Raw genomic sequence first — 13794 nt, 5'->3', positions numbered from 1 at the left:
ACGATGTCCGGCGGCGAGATCGAGATGATCGTGATCGGCGGCTCGGCCGGGGCGCTCGACGCCGTGGGGGCGCTGCTGTCGGCGCTGCCGCCGGCGTTCGCGCTCCCCGTCGCGGTGATCCTGCACCTGCCGCCGACCCAGCCCAGCCGCCTCGTCGAGGTCCTGGGCGCGAAGACCAGGCTCGTCACGCGCGAGCCCGACGACAAAGAGCCCATCGTGCCCGGAACGATCTACGTCGGCCCCCCCAACTACCACCTGCTCGTCGAGCGCCGACGCGCCTTCGCGCTGTCGGTGGACCCGCCGGTCCTGTTCTCGCGGCCGTCGATCGACGTGCTGTTCGAGTCGGCCGCGGAGGCCTACGGGCCGCGCCTGGCCGGCGTCGTGCTCAGCGGCGCGAGCGAAGACGGCGCGCGCGGGCTGGCCCGGGTCAGGCGCGGCGGGGGGCTCACGCTCGTCGAGTCGCCGGCGACGGCGGCGGTCCCGGTGATGCCGAGGGCCGCGCTGCAGCTCGGCCCGGCCGACCACGTCGCGCCCGCGGCGGCGCTCGGTCCCTTGCTCGCGCGCCTGGCGGCGCCGGCCGATTCACAGGAGGCGCGATGATCGCGGAACCGCTCAAATTCCTCATCGTCGACGACATCGAGCAGAACCTGGTCGCGCTCGAGGCGCTGCTCCGCCGCGACGAGTTGACGATCCTCACCGCGCGGTCGGGCGTCGAGGCGCTCGAGCTGCTGCTCGTCCACGAGGTCGCGCTGGCGTTCCTCGACGTGCAGATGCCCGGGATGGACGGCTTCGAGCTGGCCGAATTGATGCGCGGCACGGAGCGCACCAAGCACGTGCCGATCATCTTCGTCACCGCCGGCGGACGCGACGCCGAGCGCGTGTTCCAGGGCTACGAGTCCGGCGCGGTCGACTTCCTGCACAAGCCGATCGACCCGCGGATCCTCAAGAGCAAGGCCGACGTGTTCTTCGAGCTGTCGCGCCAGCGCCGCGACTACGCCCACGCGCTCCGCCTCAACGAGATGTTCATGGGCATCCTCGGCCACGACCTGCGCACGCCGCTGGCGGCGATCGCCAACGGCACCGAGCTGCTCGAGCAGTGGGTGTCCGACGAGGGGCAGCTGGCGGTGCTGCGCCGGATGTCGGCGTCGTGCAGCCGCATGACCGAGATGATCGAGCAGCTCGTCGATCTGACGCGGGCCCGCCTGGCCGGCGGCCTCGGGTTCGCGCGCGTGCGGAGGCCGGTCGACGTCGCCGCGCTGGTGCGCAGCACGGTCGACGAGCTGCGCACGACGCATGTCCAGCGCGACATCCGGGTCGAGGTCCGCGGCGCCGCGACGACCGCCGGCGACCCCGACCGCCTGGTCCAGGCGCTCTCCAACCTGATCGGCAACGCGCTCCAGCACGGCCTCCCGGGCGGCCCGGTGGCGATCCGCGTGTTCGACGACGAGGGCGGGATCGCCGTCGAGATCAGGAACCTCGGCGTGATCCCGGCCGACCTGCTGCCGGTGCTGTTCGACCCGTTCCGCAGCCGCTCGCAGGCCGGCTCGCGCGCCAGCTCCCGCGGGCTCGGGCTCGGGCTGTACATCGCCCAGCAGATCGCCCAGGCCCACGCCGGCGCGGTGTCGGTGGTCTCGAACGAGGCCGCGGGCACGACGTTCACGCTGCGACTGCCGCGGATGTCGCCGCCGGCGCCGGCCCCAGGCCGCGGGCCGAGACGCACGCGCGTGCTCGTCGTCGACGACGACGAGGTGATCCGCGAGACGCTGCGCGAGGCGTTCGCCGGCGAGGGCTACGAGGCGATCACCGCGGCCGACGGCGGCGAGGCGCTGCAGACGCTGATGCACGAGGCCCGGCCCGACGTGGTGATCCTCGACCTCGTGATGCCGGTCCTCGACGGCGGCCGCGTCTACCAGGCGATGCAGGCCGACCCACAGCTGGCGCAGATCCCCGTGGTCGTGTCGACGTCGGAGCCCGCGCGCGCTCCGGCGGGGGCGATCCTGATCCCGAAGCCGGTCAAGCTGGCGCGGCTGCTCGACACCGTGGCGCGGCTGTGCCGCGGCGGGTGAGGTGTACATCGGGACATGTCTCGATGTGCATGTGCTGAATCAGCGCGCTTCGCTCGGCGCTCGCCTCACGACCTGTCGCGGCAGACGCCGACCGGTCCGCCCGCCAGCGGATTGCTCGGCGACGATCTGCCGGCGCCCGCCTGGCACGGCGAGCGCGTGTCGCTGGGGACCGACCGCGTCGACGAGATGTGAAAGGGCACCCTGGCGAGCTTCGATCGCGGATTCGTCCAGCTGCGGCCTGCCTTGAGGGTGATTCACGCCGCGGGCTCGTCGTGCGGCGCGAGCAGGCCGATCGCGCGCATCAGCGCGATCGCGTTGGAGCGGGCGACGATGCCCGGGCGCATGCGATAATCGAACACCAGCCGGTCGCCCTCGACGTGGTCGGCGAAGTGGACGTTGTGGGCGCGCTCGCCGAGGTCGGCGATCGACTCGGCGAGCGCGAGGTCGTGGGTGGTGCACAGGCCGATCGCGCCGGCGTCGACGAGCATGCGCAGCACCGCCTCGGCGCCGATCTTGCGGTCGTGGGAATTGGTGCCGTGGAAGATCTCGTCGAGCAGGAACAGCAGCGGCGGATCGCCGGCGCGGGCCAGGTCGCGCAGCAGCAGCAGCCGCCGCAGCTCGCTGTAGAAGCGCGAGCGGGCGTTTTGCAGCGAGTCCTCGATCCGCAGGGTCGCGCCGATCTGCAGCGGCGTGAGCGCGAGCGACCGCGCCGACACCGGCGCCCCGGCGAGCGCGAGCACCACGTTGATCCCGAGCGTGCGCAGCAGCGTGCTCTTGCCCGACATGTTCGAGCCGCTGATCATCAACACGCGCAGCGGCTCGCCGAGCGCGACCGAGTTGGCGACGCAGCCGGGCAGCAGCGGGTGGCGCAGCTCCTCGCCGCGGACCTGCGGCGAGCCGTCGACGATCGTCGGCATCGGGTCGGCGGGGCGCTCGTAGGCGTAGGCGGAGAGGGCGGCGAGGGCCTCGAGCTCGCCGAGCGCGGCCAGCCAGCGGGCGATGGCGGGGCCGTGGTGTCGCCGCCAGCGCTCGACCGCGATCGCGCCGTGCAGCTCCCACATCAGGGCGAAGGCGATCGGGGCGAACAGGCCGCTCTTGCGCGCCTCGAGCCAGTCGACGACGCGGGCGAGGCGGGCGATCGCGGCCGAGCCGGTGACCTCGCCGGCGCGCAAGTCCGCGGCCAGTGCGGCCAGCTTGGCGCTGTCGCCGGTCGGCTCGCGCTCGACGCGGCCGAGCAGCCTGGCGATGACGTCGAGGTCGCGGCGCGGGCCCTCGACCGCGCTGGTGATCGCCGCGGTGGCCGGTCGCAGCGAGCGCATCACCAGGGCCTCGATCATGACGACGGCCAGCAGCGGCAAGAATCCGAGGTCGGTGGTGAAGGCGAGGACCGCGGTGACGGTGGCCGCGAGCGCGAGGCCCCACGCGAGCAGGCGCAGCGGCGCGAGGCGCTCGCCAGGAATCCGCGGCGGCGCGGTGCCCCAGGCGATCAGCGCCTCGGGGGCGACGGCGGCCCGCACGTCGCCGCCGAGCAGCGCCAGGTCTTCGCGCAGGTCGACGCGCTCGCGCAGCGCCAGCACGGCGGCCTGGCGCGCGGCGATCTCGGGCGGCGCCGCGGGGTGCAGCAACCACCGCGCCAGCGTCGCCTCGCCGCCGCGGGTGCGTGCGGTGCAGAGCAGCGCGAACAACGAGGCCGGCCCGAACAGGTCGAGGTCGGCCGCGTAGGGGTGATCGGCCGGCACGAATTCGCGGTGTTGCACGCCCTCGCCGCGCCAGTCGCCGGCGAGCCGCCGGAGCGCCCGCCGGTAGTGCTCGACGGCCAGCAGCGCGCGAGCGCGGCGGCGATGCGCGGTCTCGTGGACGAGCACGAGGGCGAAGAACCCGAGCAGCGGCGCCAGCGAGACGGCGAGCATGATCGGTCGATCGGCGAGGCCGAAGCCGAAGGCGACGGCGAACAGCGAGAACACGACGAAGCGCAGGTTGGCGATCCGGCGGATCTGCGCGTCGGCGTCGGCGACGAGCGCCTGTCGCGCGGCGAGGCGGCGCTCGTACTCGGTGCGGGGGTCGGACACCCGCGAATGATGCCGCACCTGCGGCCCGGACGCTCACTCCCCGCCGAAGCAGCCGAGCTCGGGCGGGAAGGCGAACTTCTCGACGGTCACGTCGAAGGTGGCGTGCAAGATCTCGTCGTGCTGCGGGTTGCCGCCGAAGGTGACGGCGCTGAGCTCACCGACGTAGTGATCGCCGTCGACGAGGTCGAGGGTGATGACGCCGTCCGAGCCGATCAGATCGGCGATGTAGGTGTAGCCCTCGCTGGTGACGGTGGACAGCCATTCGACCGCGGTCAGCGTCGCGGTCTCGCCCGAGGCATCGACGCCGAAGTCGATGCGCAGCGACTCGAGCCCGCCGTCGATCTCGCGGATCGCCTTGAGGGTGAGGCCCCGGCTGCCGTCCTCGGCGTCGGAGAAGATGCCGAAGTTGCCCGGCTCGTCGAGCGAGAAGCTCGCGGGCATGCCGAGCAGCTCGAGCTCGATCGAGCCGCCGCCGAGGCCGTTGGTGCTGTCGGGGTAGTCGTAGGTGCCGCGCAGCGCGGCGAAGACCCCGAGCTGGAACACGCTCTGCGAGATCGTGGTGTCGGTGACGGCGCAGGCCTCGATGATCCAGAACTGATTCGAGAGCGCGTCGTACTGGCTGAGCGCGAGCCGGCCTTCGGTCGGCTCGTGCGGGAGGATCAGCTCGATCGGCTGGGTGAAGGCGTCGGCGCCGGCGGTGAATTCGAACACCGGCGAGGCGAACGCCTGCTCGAACGGCGGCTCGGCCGGCGGCTCGACGACGGCGATGCCGAATTCGACGTCCGTAGCGACGGCCCCGGCCGGCACCCGCAAGGTCGCGCCGCACAGCGACAGCTCGCCGCCGTCCGGGCCGATCTGCGCGGTCACCGGTTCGCACTCGACGGCGCCGGTGGTGGCGTCGGTGGTGGCGTCGGTGCTCGACTCGGTGGTGGTGGTGGGCTCGCCGGTGCTCGAGGTCGTCGGCGCGGCGGAGGTGGTGGAGTCGTCGGTCGTGCCGGGGGTCGAATCGGTGGCGGGACCGTCTGTGGTGCTGGCCGGCCCGGTCGAGGCGCCGTCGGTCGTCGTGCTGCCGTTGGAAGGGCAGGCGGCGAGGACGAGGCACAGGCTGGAGAGGATGGTGAAGCGATGCATAAGCAGCATGCGGCGCTTGTAGCCCAGGACGCGTTTGCGGGCTCGGCGCCGCAGTGGTCCGCGCGTTGTGGGAGACGGCGGAACTCGGAGCGTGGCGGTCACGTTAACCTGGAGCGAGCCCCTGATGTCCGACGAGCCCGAGGCCGGCGTGCGGAAGCGAACCCCGCGGGGAGACCGCGAGGCCTTTCGTGCACTCGTCGTCGCGCATCAGCACGCGGTCCACGCAGTGCTGGCGCAGATGCTGTTCCGCGGCCCGGTCGCGGACGTCGACGACCTGGCGCAGGAGACGTTCTTGCGCGTGCATCGAGCGCTGCCTCGCTTCGAGGACCGCGGGCCCGGGCACCTGCGGCGGTGGATCGTGACGATCGCGGCGCGGGTGGCCATCGATCACCTGCGGCGCAAACGCGTGCCGCTCGAGTCGTTCGACGAGACGGTGCACCGCCTGCCGTCGCGCGAGGCCGACGAGCTGGCGCAGTTCCGCCGGCTCGGGCAGCGCGTCGAGGCCGCGCTCGCCGAGCTCGGGGCCGAGCAGCGCAGCGTGCTGGTGCTGCGCCAGCTGCACGGCCTCGAGTACCAGGAGATCGCCGAGGCGCTGCAGATCGATCTCGGGACGGTGAAGTCGCGCCTGCACCGGGCGCGCGCGCGGCTCGAGCAGCTGCTGATCAAGGAGCAGGTTGGCTGACCCGAAGGACATGTCCGAGGATGTCGAGCGGCTGCTCGACGGCTGGGGCGCGCCCGCGCCGCGGCCCGGCTTCGCCGACCGCGTGCTCGAGCGCGTCGACGCCGGCGCGCCCGCACGGCCCGCTGCCCGGGGCTGGGCCCCGGCGCGGACGTTCGCGCTCGGCGGTGTGGTCGGCGCGCTGCTGGTCGGCGGGGCGGCGACGCTGCGGCCCGAGGCGCCCGCGCCGGCGCCGGCCAGCGCCGCGGGTCGCACGCACCTGCAGGTCCCCGGCGTCGTCGAGGTGGTCGGCGAGCCGGGCTCGCAGGTGCAGTGGCGCCGCCGCGGCGACGGTGGGGTCGTGGTCGAGGTGATGCTGGGGGTCGTCTGGGTGCGTCGGATGACGATGGGCGGCGAGCTCGAGGTCGTCGCCGGCGGCGAGGCGCAGGACCTGGGCGGGGCGTGTGGTCGCGTGGCGGTGACGCGCAGCTTCCTGAGCGTCGACGTCGCGACGGACGACGTCGACTGCGAGCGCGTCGAGGCGGAGATCATCGCGGCGCGGGCGGAACTTCCGGGCGGCGGGTCTCGTTGACGTCGCGGAGGTGCCATGAATCGACACAACCGGGGCGCGAGGTGGGCGCCCGCCGCCGCGTGGGCGCTGCTGGCCGCCTGCGAGGCGAACGAGCCCCCGCCGCAGTGCCCGAGCGCGATCGCGGCGGCCGAGAGCGTGTACCGCGACTGCATCGCCGAGCTCGGGCTCATGGCCTCGCGCCTGACGATCAGCGTGGCGGGCGACATCGAGGTCGAGTTCGACGGCTCGTACACGCCGGAGAAGGGCGAGCTGGCTCAGAGGACATGTGAGCCGCCGATGGAGGAGGCGCTGGCGCTGGGGCTCCTGGCCTGCGAGACGACCGAGGTCGGCGTACCGGCGACCGCGGAGCGGCTGCGCGAGCAGGTCGAGCGGGCGGGCGAGCGCGGCTTCTCCGGCAGCGTGGCGATCGTCCGCGACGGCGCGCTGGTGTGGCGCGGCGGCGTCGGCCTGGCCGACCGCGAGCGCGGGCTGGCGAACGACAGCCGGACCGCGTTCGACTGCGGGTCGATCATGAAGGTGATGACGGCGGCGGCCATCTTTCAGCTGGAGGCCGAGGCCCTGCTGGCGCGCGACGACAGGCTCGGCGAGCTGCTGGACGGGGTGCCGGCCGACAAGGCCGCGATCACGCTGGCGCAGGTGCTCACGCACCGGGCAGGCTTCGACGAGTACCACGACACGCAGGGCGACTTCGAGGCGATGGACCGCGCGACCGCGCTGCAGCGGATCTTCGCCCAGGAGCTGCGGTTCGCGCCGGGCACGGCGGAGGCGTACTCCAATTCGGGGTACACCTTGCTCGCCGCGGTCGTCGAGGAGGCGTCAGGCGTGCCGTTCCCCGAGTACTTGCAGGCGCGCCTGTTCGCCCCGGCGATGATGACGCGCACAGGGCTGTACGGTGACGACATATGGCCTGAGGGACAGGTCGCTGTCGGCTACGACGAGGACCGCTTCGGCTGCAACTCGCCCGCCTGCTGGCCGGCGCCGTCGTGGGCGCTGATGGGCAACGGCGGGTTGGTGTCGACCGTCGACGACCTCGTGCGCTGGTCCGCGGCGGTCGAGGCCGGGGTGCTGTTCGACGCGGACACGCGCGACGCGTTCCGCAGCGAGGTCCTCGGCGCACGCACGCTGACGATCGACGGGGAGCCGGCCCACGCGTACTCCGGGCGCAACGACTTCGGCTTCGGGGCGGCCGTCGGCGAGGTGCCAGGGCGACGCACCTGGGTGGCGGTAGCGGCCAACGCGGCCGGGAACCACAACAACAGCGCGCTCCTGGCCCAGCTGGTACAGATGAGCCTCGGAGCGCTCATCGAGCTCGAGCCGTGAGCGAGGAACGCTCGGCTGCGCGCCACATACTAAGTGTGGCTGAGCAAATCGGCAGGAAGTTGAACTTCCTCGAGCGGACACTTCCCGAAGGGCTGCTCGTCGATTCCGGCTGGATGGAGCAGCACGGCTACTCGACGAGCCTACGGAGCCAATATGTCGCGGCAGGCTGGCTGGTTCAGCCCGCCCGGGGCACCTACAAGCGCCCGTTGGGTACCCTGAGCTGGCAGGGCGTCGTGCTCTCGCTGCAGACGTTGCTGGAGCAGCCCCTCGTGGTCGGCGGGCGCACGGCGCTGGAACTGCAAGGCTTTGCGCACTACACCGCGGCGAGAGGCCTGGCCGTGATCCATCTCTACGGGACCCACCCACCGCCCGGGTGGCTCAACAACTTGCCGCTGAACGAGCGCTTCGAGTTCCACAGAGCGCAAGTCCTGTTCATGCCTGAGGCCGTCGTGCAGGACCTCTCGGGTCCGGAAGAGCGGCTGCAGTCCGCGGGGTACGAGGGATCGCGCAACGAGACGACCGGGTCCTGACCGTGTCCGCTCCGGAGCGCGCCGTGCTGGAAATGCTGGACGAACTACCCCAGCACGAGAGCTTCCACCAGGTCGACATGATCGTGGAAGGCCTGCGCACGCTCAGCCCGCGCCGACTCCAGAAGCTACTGGTCGATTGCCGGAGCATCAAAGTCAAGCGGTTGTTCTTTTGGTTCGCCGAGCGTCACCGACATGCCTGGCTCGAGCACATCGACCGGAGCTGCATCGACCTTGGCAGCGGCAAACGCTTGCTCGTCAAGGGCGGAAAGCTCGACCCGAAGTACCTGATCACCGTCCCGAAGGACCTCGATGCCCCTGCTTGAACAGTACCGGCGCCAGGCAGCGCTCCTGCCGTGCGGTGGAAGCAGACAAATCTCGATCGGCTGTCGCCAGAAGGCCGCGCATTGCGTATCGACCGGCTGATGAAAGTGCTGGCGGCTTCCACATGAGCACGCACCTGGGCCGTCGACCCGCGCTCATTCGCTGCTGGCGGGAATGTGAAGACTCGGCGGCGGCGTGTCGGTCGGGGTCGTCAGCTCGAGCGCGGCGGGGAAGTAGAGGCCGACGCCCTTGGCGACGTTGACGCGCTCGAGGTCGACCTCGAGCCAGCTGCGGCCGGCCGGCAGGTCGAGGTCGAGGGGGATCAGGCTCGGGAAGGTCGTCGAGGCCCGGTAGACGAACGGCTCGTAGGGCCAGTCGACGAGCGGCTGGCCCTGCCAGCGCACGCGGACGCGGCCCTGGATCCGCAGGTACACGCGGGCGCGCTGGGCCCGGGGCGAGTCGAGGGCGAACGCCAGCTTGCCGGTCGGCGAGGTCGGCAGCGACTCGGTCGGGACGCGGCCCCACGCGGCGGGGTGGGCCTGCCATTCGGCGCCCGCCTCGGGCTGCAGCCAGGCGCGCGTCAGCTCGGCCATCGGCTCGACCTTCTTGATGACCAGGAGCGGCACGCCCTCGCGCTCGATCGTGTGCACCACCTGTCCGGGCAGGATGTCCTCCCAGCCCTGTCGCACCTCGGACACGTAGTAATCGAACACGGGGGTGTTGAACTGCATGTTGAGCCGCCAGCAATAATAGGAGCCGACGTTGCTGCCGTTGCCGAGGAGGTGCAGGTGGGTCCGCTTGCCCCGATTCTGGCGCAGCCACGTCAGGGCCTCGCGGTAGGTCTCGGCGTGGTAGGCGACGTCGAAGCGGCCGTGGGCGCCGGGCAGGCCGCCGACGAGCGGCCCGAAGTACAGCTGCTGGTAGGGGTGCAGGTGGACCATGCGCGCGACGACCTCGAGGCCGCTCAGCGCGAGGGCGAGGCCGGCCGCGAGCGCGAGGCGGCGCGAGCGTCGGGCCAATCGTCGCACCGCCGCCGTCAGGCCGACGCCGGCGACGACGCACAGGGCAGGGGTCACGAACAGCAATTGCCGCGAGGTGTCGTAGAGGCTGGTGCGCCGCAGCGCGGGCATGACCAGCGGCACGGCGATCCACAGGCCGATCAGCGCCCACGGCAGCCAGGTCGCGCGCGGCGGCGATCGGCGGGCGGCGAGCGCCGCGAACACGAGCCCGCACGCCAGCCCGACGAGGGTCGGTCCCGGCAGGGTGATCGTCGACCACACCGCGGCGTAGGCGGCCGGGGCGGCGTCGTATGGATAAACTGTCCCGAAGAACAGGCTCGGCGAGCCGGCGGCGTGCTGGCTGAGCGCGGCGATCGAGCGGACGACGTGCCACGGGGCGCGGGTCCACAGCACCGGCCACAGGGCGACGGTCAAGAGGCCGCCGGCGCCGAACAGCAGGGCGACCTGTCCCGAAGACCAGCGCAGGCGGTCGCGGCGGTCGGGGCCTGGCGCGACGAGGACCAGCACGCCGGCGAACAGCGGCAGCAGCAGCGCGCCGAACGGCCGCACCGCGGTGGTCAGCGCCGTCATCGCGGCGACCCGCGTCGTCGCGCGCGCACCGGGCCGCTCGATCGCCCGCACCATCGCCAGCATCGTCCACACCCACGCGGTCGCGAACGGGATGTCCTTCGGCTGGGTGAAGCTCGCGCCGTACCACCGCGGGGCCAGCACCAGCAGCAGCAGCGCGACCAGCGGGGCCGGCTGCGGGGCCAGGCGGCGCGTCAATTTGTAAGTGCCGAGCAGCCCGAGCCAGCCGGTGAAGAAGCACAGGGCGTGGCGGCCGAGGAACTCGTCGACGCCGCCGAACCAGTTGCGGTGCACGTGCCACACCAGCTGACCGAGCAGGTCGAACAGCACGCCGTAGTGCGCGCGCACGTCGTCGGGCACGCGCGACAGGTCGCGGGCCGCGAACGCGTCCCACCACAGCCACGACGAGCGCATGCGCAGCGGTTCGTCGACGGTCGCGCCGTAGTCGCCGACGGTGGCGAGGCCGACGACGAGGACCGCCAGCAGCAGGATCGCGGCCGCGCGGTCACAGCCGCGGTCGAGACGGGACGGCCCCGGAGTCACGCGCGGCTTCTCATACCCGGGCTGCCGCAGCGGAGGCAAGGCGACTATCATACGCGCATGAGCCTGAACGACGTGCGAAAGCGATTGCCGGTGGTCTCATCCCTGCCGGCACACCGCACCCGGGCGATCCTGCCGGTGGCGCGCGGCGAGACGCCGCGCCCGCGGCTCGCGGTGTGGGAGTTCACGCTGGCGTGCGATCAGGCCTGCATCCATTGTGGGCCGCGGGCGGGCCAGGCGCGCGAGGGCGAGCTGACGACCGAGGAGGCGCTGAAGATCGTCGACGAGCTCGCGGAGGCCGGCGTCGGTGAGGTCGTGCTGATCGGCGGCGAGGCCTACCTGCGCAACGACTTCATCCTCGTGATCCGCAAGATCCGCGAGCGCGGCATGGAGGCCACCATGACCACCGGCGGCTACAACCTCGGCAAGGCGCGCGCCGAGGCGATGGTCGAGGCGGGGATCTGCAGCGTCAGCGTGTCGATCGACGGGCTCGAGGAGAGCCACGACCGCGTGCGCAACCGCCCCGGCAGCTGGCAGCGGGCCTTCGCGGCGCTGCGCCACCTGCGGGCCGCGGGCGCGCGCGTGGCCGTCAATTCGCAGATCAACGTGTTCACGCTGCGCGAGCTCGAGGCGCTGCTCGAGCGGGTCGCGGCCGAGGGCGTGCACTCGTGGCAGCTGCAGATCACGGTGCCGCACGGCAACGCGGCCGACCACCCGGAGATCCTGCTGCAGCCGTACATGTACCTCGAGCTGTTCGAGACGCTCGACCGGGTGATGGCCCGCGCCGAGGCGCTGAAGGTCCGGATCTGGCCGGCCAACAACCTCGGCTACTTCGGGCCGCACGAGGAGCGCCTGCGCGGCCAGCAGAAGCGCCGCACCGGCCACTACAACGGCTGCGAGGCCGGGAGGTCGACGATCGCGATCGAGAGCGACGGCCAGATCAAGAACTGCCCGAGCCTCGGCGGACCGACGAACATCGGCGGCAGCTGGCGCGACCACGGGCTGTGGGATCTGTGGACCCGCGCCCCCGAGATGTCCGCGCTGCGCACCCGCACGGTCGACGACCTGTGGGGCTACTGCCGCGAGTGCTACTACGCGAGCGTGTGCATGGCCGGCTGCACGGCGGTGTCCGAGCCGGTGCTCGGCCGCCCCGGCAACAACCCGTTCTGCCACCACCGGGCGCTCGAGATGGACCGCATGGGCCTGCGCGAGCGCATCGAGTTCGTGCGCAAGGCGCCCGACATCGCGTTCGGGACGGCGCTGTTCCGCGTGGTCCGCGAGCACAAGGACCCCGAGCTGCGGGCCCAGCACGGGCCGGTCGCCACCGAGGAGCCGCGGATCTCCCGCCTCGTCGAGCCCAGCGGGCCCGGGCGTCCGGAGGTGTGAGAGACAGAGGATTCGTGCGACATGTCCGTGAGGACATGTTGCAAGGGAAAGTTCAGGGCGCCGGGCGCTTGGCCGGGTCGGCCTCGTGCCACAGCACGTTGGTGTCGGTCGCGGGCCCGGCGTAGTACGAGCCGCCGGAGTCGGACAGGCTGTCGTCGGCGGTGGAGTTGGTGTCGGTCTCGGTGCCGGTGCCGGTGCTGCTGCCGGTGTCGGTGGCGGTGGTGGTGGTGGTCGTCGTCGAGGTGTCGAGGGTGATGTTGGAGTCGGTCGGCGGGCCGGCGTAGTACGACCCGCCCTGGTCGGTGTCGTCCGGGGGGGGCTGCGTGGTCTGGGTCATGGTGCCGTCAGTGGTCGGCGTGTTCGTGCTGCTCTCGGTGGTCTTGTCGCCGGTGCTGCAGCCGCCGCCGGCCGCGAGCACGAGCCCGAGCCCGAGCGCCAGCACCGAGCCTTCGCCGACCTGGCGATTGTCCTGACCGCAGAACGGGCAGGGCGACGCGGAGCTCAGGAGGTGACGGCGGCAACGAGAACAAGGCTTCATGCCCGCCACGCTACGGGAGCGGGCGCGGGCCCGTCAAGTCGGCGTCGCGCCGTGAACGAGCACTCGCCGCGCTCTCGCCGAATCGGGGGCCGCGGTCGACACGTGGCGGGCGAGAATGCGCTGTCGCCCTGTCCATGCATTCGTCAGCCGCGCGACCGGTGGAGGTACGAGGTGGACACGCCCCCGAGCTCAACCGGCCAGCTGGGCGCCGTCGATCGCCAGCGAGTGGCCGGAGATGAACGACGCCTCGTCGCTGCACAGCCACGCGACGGCGCGACCGACCTCGTCGGCGCGGCCCGGCCGGCCCATGGGGATCGCGGCGATCACCGGGGCCATGACGGCGGGGTAGTTGGCCAGCGCGTCGTCGACCATCGGCGTGCCGGTGATCGCGGTGGGGGCGACGCAATTGACGCGGATGCCCTCCTTCGCGTAACCGAGCGCGGCCGAGCGGGTGATGCCGAGGACGGCGTGCTTGGTGGCGACGTAGGCGGAGCCGGTGGGCGTGGCGGCGTGGGCCAGGAACGAGGCCATGTTGACGATGCTGCCGCCGCCGCCCTGGGCCAGCATTTGCCGGATCTGGTGCTTCATCCCCAGCAGCGTGCCGCGCACGTTGACGGCCATCATGCGATCGAAGGCGGCGCCGTCGACGTCGCTGACGGGGCCGAAGTCCTCGCAGATGCCGGCCGAGTTGACGGCGCAGTCCAGGCGGCCGAACTCCTCGACGGTGGCGGCGACGCCGGCGACGATGTCGGCCTCGACGGTGACGTCGAGCGCGACGAACAGCGCCGCGGCGCCGCGCGCCCGCAGCTCCTCGACCACCGCGTGGCCCTCCCGCTCGCGGCGCGCCGCGATCACGACCCTGGCTCCGGCCTCGGCCAGCGCGAACGCCGACGCCTTGCCGATGCCCGAATTACCCCCGATGACCAGCGCGACCCTGTCTCGCAGCGATACCATGCAGTGATGTCCTCGCGGCGAGTATAACCGCCGGCGCGGTCGCCATGGGTCGTCGAGATCGACGGCGGCGGGCAGGGATCCTCCGCATCCTGGGACGATGTCC

Annotated in this window: 11 protein-coding genes and 1 pseudogene; 7 read left to right on the top strand and 5 right to left on the bottom strand. The window is 72.3% G+C overall.

Annotation, left to right across the window (positions count from 1 at the left end):
- The first annotated feature begins 3 nt into the window (after nucleotides 1-3).
- Both K7C98_RS08025 and K7C98_RS08020 read left to right on the top strand, forming a co-directional pair.
- The gene (locus K7C98_RS08025) at nucleotides 4-600 is read left to right on the top strand and encodes a chemotaxis protein CheB (protein ID WP_224190986.1); all 597 of its coding nucleotides are present in this window, start codon (nucleotides 4-6) and stop codon (nucleotides 598-600) included.
- Nucleotides 597-2066, top strand: a complete 1470-nt coding sequence (locus K7C98_RS08020; RefSeq protein WP_224190985.1) for a hybrid sensor histidine kinase/response regulator — start codon at nucleotides 597-599, stop codon at nucleotides 2064-2066. The genes K7C98_RS08025 and K7C98_RS08020 overlap by 4 nt, the downstream gene beginning before the upstream one ends.
- Nucleotides 2067-2320: 254 nt before the next feature.
- On the opposite strand, the gene K7C98_RS44655 is transcribed toward K7C98_RS08020, so the two are convergent.
- Both K7C98_RS44655 and K7C98_RS08010 read right to left on the bottom strand, forming a co-directional pair.
- Complete coding sequence (locus K7C98_RS44655) at nucleotides 2321-4135, bottom strand: MutS-related protein (RefSeq protein ID WP_224190984.1); 1815 nt, start codon at nucleotides 4133-4135, stop codon at nucleotides 2321-2323.
- Nucleotides 4136-4168: 33 nt separating this feature from the next.
- Entirely contained in the window at nucleotides 4169-5275 is a 1107-nt protein-coding gene (locus K7C98_RS08010) for a hypothetical protein (RefSeq protein ID WP_224190983.1), read from the bottom strand.
- Between the two features lie 115 nt (nucleotides 5276-5390).
- On the opposite strand from K7C98_RS08010, the gene K7C98_RS08005 reads away from it, so the two are divergent.
- From K7C98_RS08005 to K7C98_RS45450, 4 genes and pseudogenes are all read left to right on the top strand, one after another.
- The gene (locus tag K7C98_RS08005) at nucleotides 5391-5948 is read left to right on the top strand and encodes an RNA polymerase sigma factor (RefSeq protein WP_224190982.1); all 558 of its coding nucleotides are present in this window, start codon (nucleotides 5391-5393) and stop codon (nucleotides 5946-5948) included.
- A 10-nt stretch (nucleotides 5949-5958) separates the two neighbouring features.
- On the top strand, nucleotides 5959-6516 hold the full coding sequence (locus K7C98_RS08000) for a hypothetical protein (RefSeq protein WP_224190981.1): 558 nt from the start codon (nucleotides 5959-5961) through the stop codon (nucleotides 6514-6516).
- A gap of 15 nt (nucleotides 6517-6531) precedes the next feature.
- Nucleotides 6532-7836 carry a serine hydrolase domain-containing protein gene (locus K7C98_RS07995; RefSeq protein ID WP_224190980.1) on the top strand — a complete coding sequence of 435 codons (1305 nt, stop codon included), beginning with the start codon at nucleotides 6532-6534 and terminating at the stop codon, nucleotides 7834-7836.
- A gap of 35 nt (nucleotides 7837-7871) precedes the next feature.
- Nucleotides 7872-8689, top strand: a pseudogene (locus K7C98_RS45450) (type IV toxin-antitoxin system AbiEi family antitoxin domain-containing protein).
- A 153-nt stretch (nucleotides 8690-8842) separates the two neighbouring features.
- Here the strand turns inward: K7C98_RS45450 and K7C98_RS07980 are convergent.
- Nucleotides 8843-10816: a glycosyltransferase family 39 protein gene (locus tag K7C98_RS07980; protein ID WP_224190977.1), complete on the bottom strand. Its 1974-nt coding sequence runs from the start codon at nucleotides 10814-10816 to the stop codon at nucleotides 8843-8845.
- A gap of 57 nt (nucleotides 10817-10873) precedes the next feature.
- Between K7C98_RS07980 and K7C98_RS07975 the strand changes: the two genes are divergently transcribed.
- Nucleotides 10874-12199 carry a radical SAM/SPASM domain-containing protein gene (locus K7C98_RS07975; protein WP_224190976.1) on the top strand — a complete coding sequence of 442 codons (1326 nt, stop codon included), beginning with the start codon at nucleotides 10874-10876 and terminating at the stop codon, nucleotides 12197-12199.
- 52 nt (nucleotides 12200-12251) lie between these two features.
- On the opposite strand, the gene K7C98_RS07970 is transcribed toward K7C98_RS07975, so the two are convergent.
- Both K7C98_RS07970 and K7C98_RS07965 read right to left on the bottom strand, forming a co-directional pair.
- Nucleotides 12252-12737 carry a hypothetical protein gene (locus tag K7C98_RS07970; RefSeq protein ID WP_224190975.1) on the bottom strand — a complete coding sequence of 162 codons (486 nt, stop codon included), beginning with the start codon at nucleotides 12735-12737 and terminating at the stop codon, nucleotides 12252-12254.
- 189 nt (nucleotides 12738-12926) lie between these two features.
- Nucleotides 12927-13691 carry an SDR family NAD(P)-dependent oxidoreductase gene (locus K7C98_RS07965; RefSeq protein ID WP_224190974.1) on the bottom strand — a complete coding sequence of 255 codons (765 nt, stop codon included), beginning with the start codon at nucleotides 13689-13691 and terminating at the stop codon, nucleotides 12927-12929.
- Nucleotides 13692-13794: the final 103 nt, after the last annotated feature.

Origin of the sequence: Nannocystis pusilla (genome assembly GCF_020073745.1) — a bacterium.
Lineage (GTDB): Bacteria > Myxococcota_A > Polyangia > Nannocystales > Nannocystaceae > Nannocystis > Nannocystis radixulma.
This window is presented reverse-complemented; position numbering and strand designations above follow the sequence as displayed.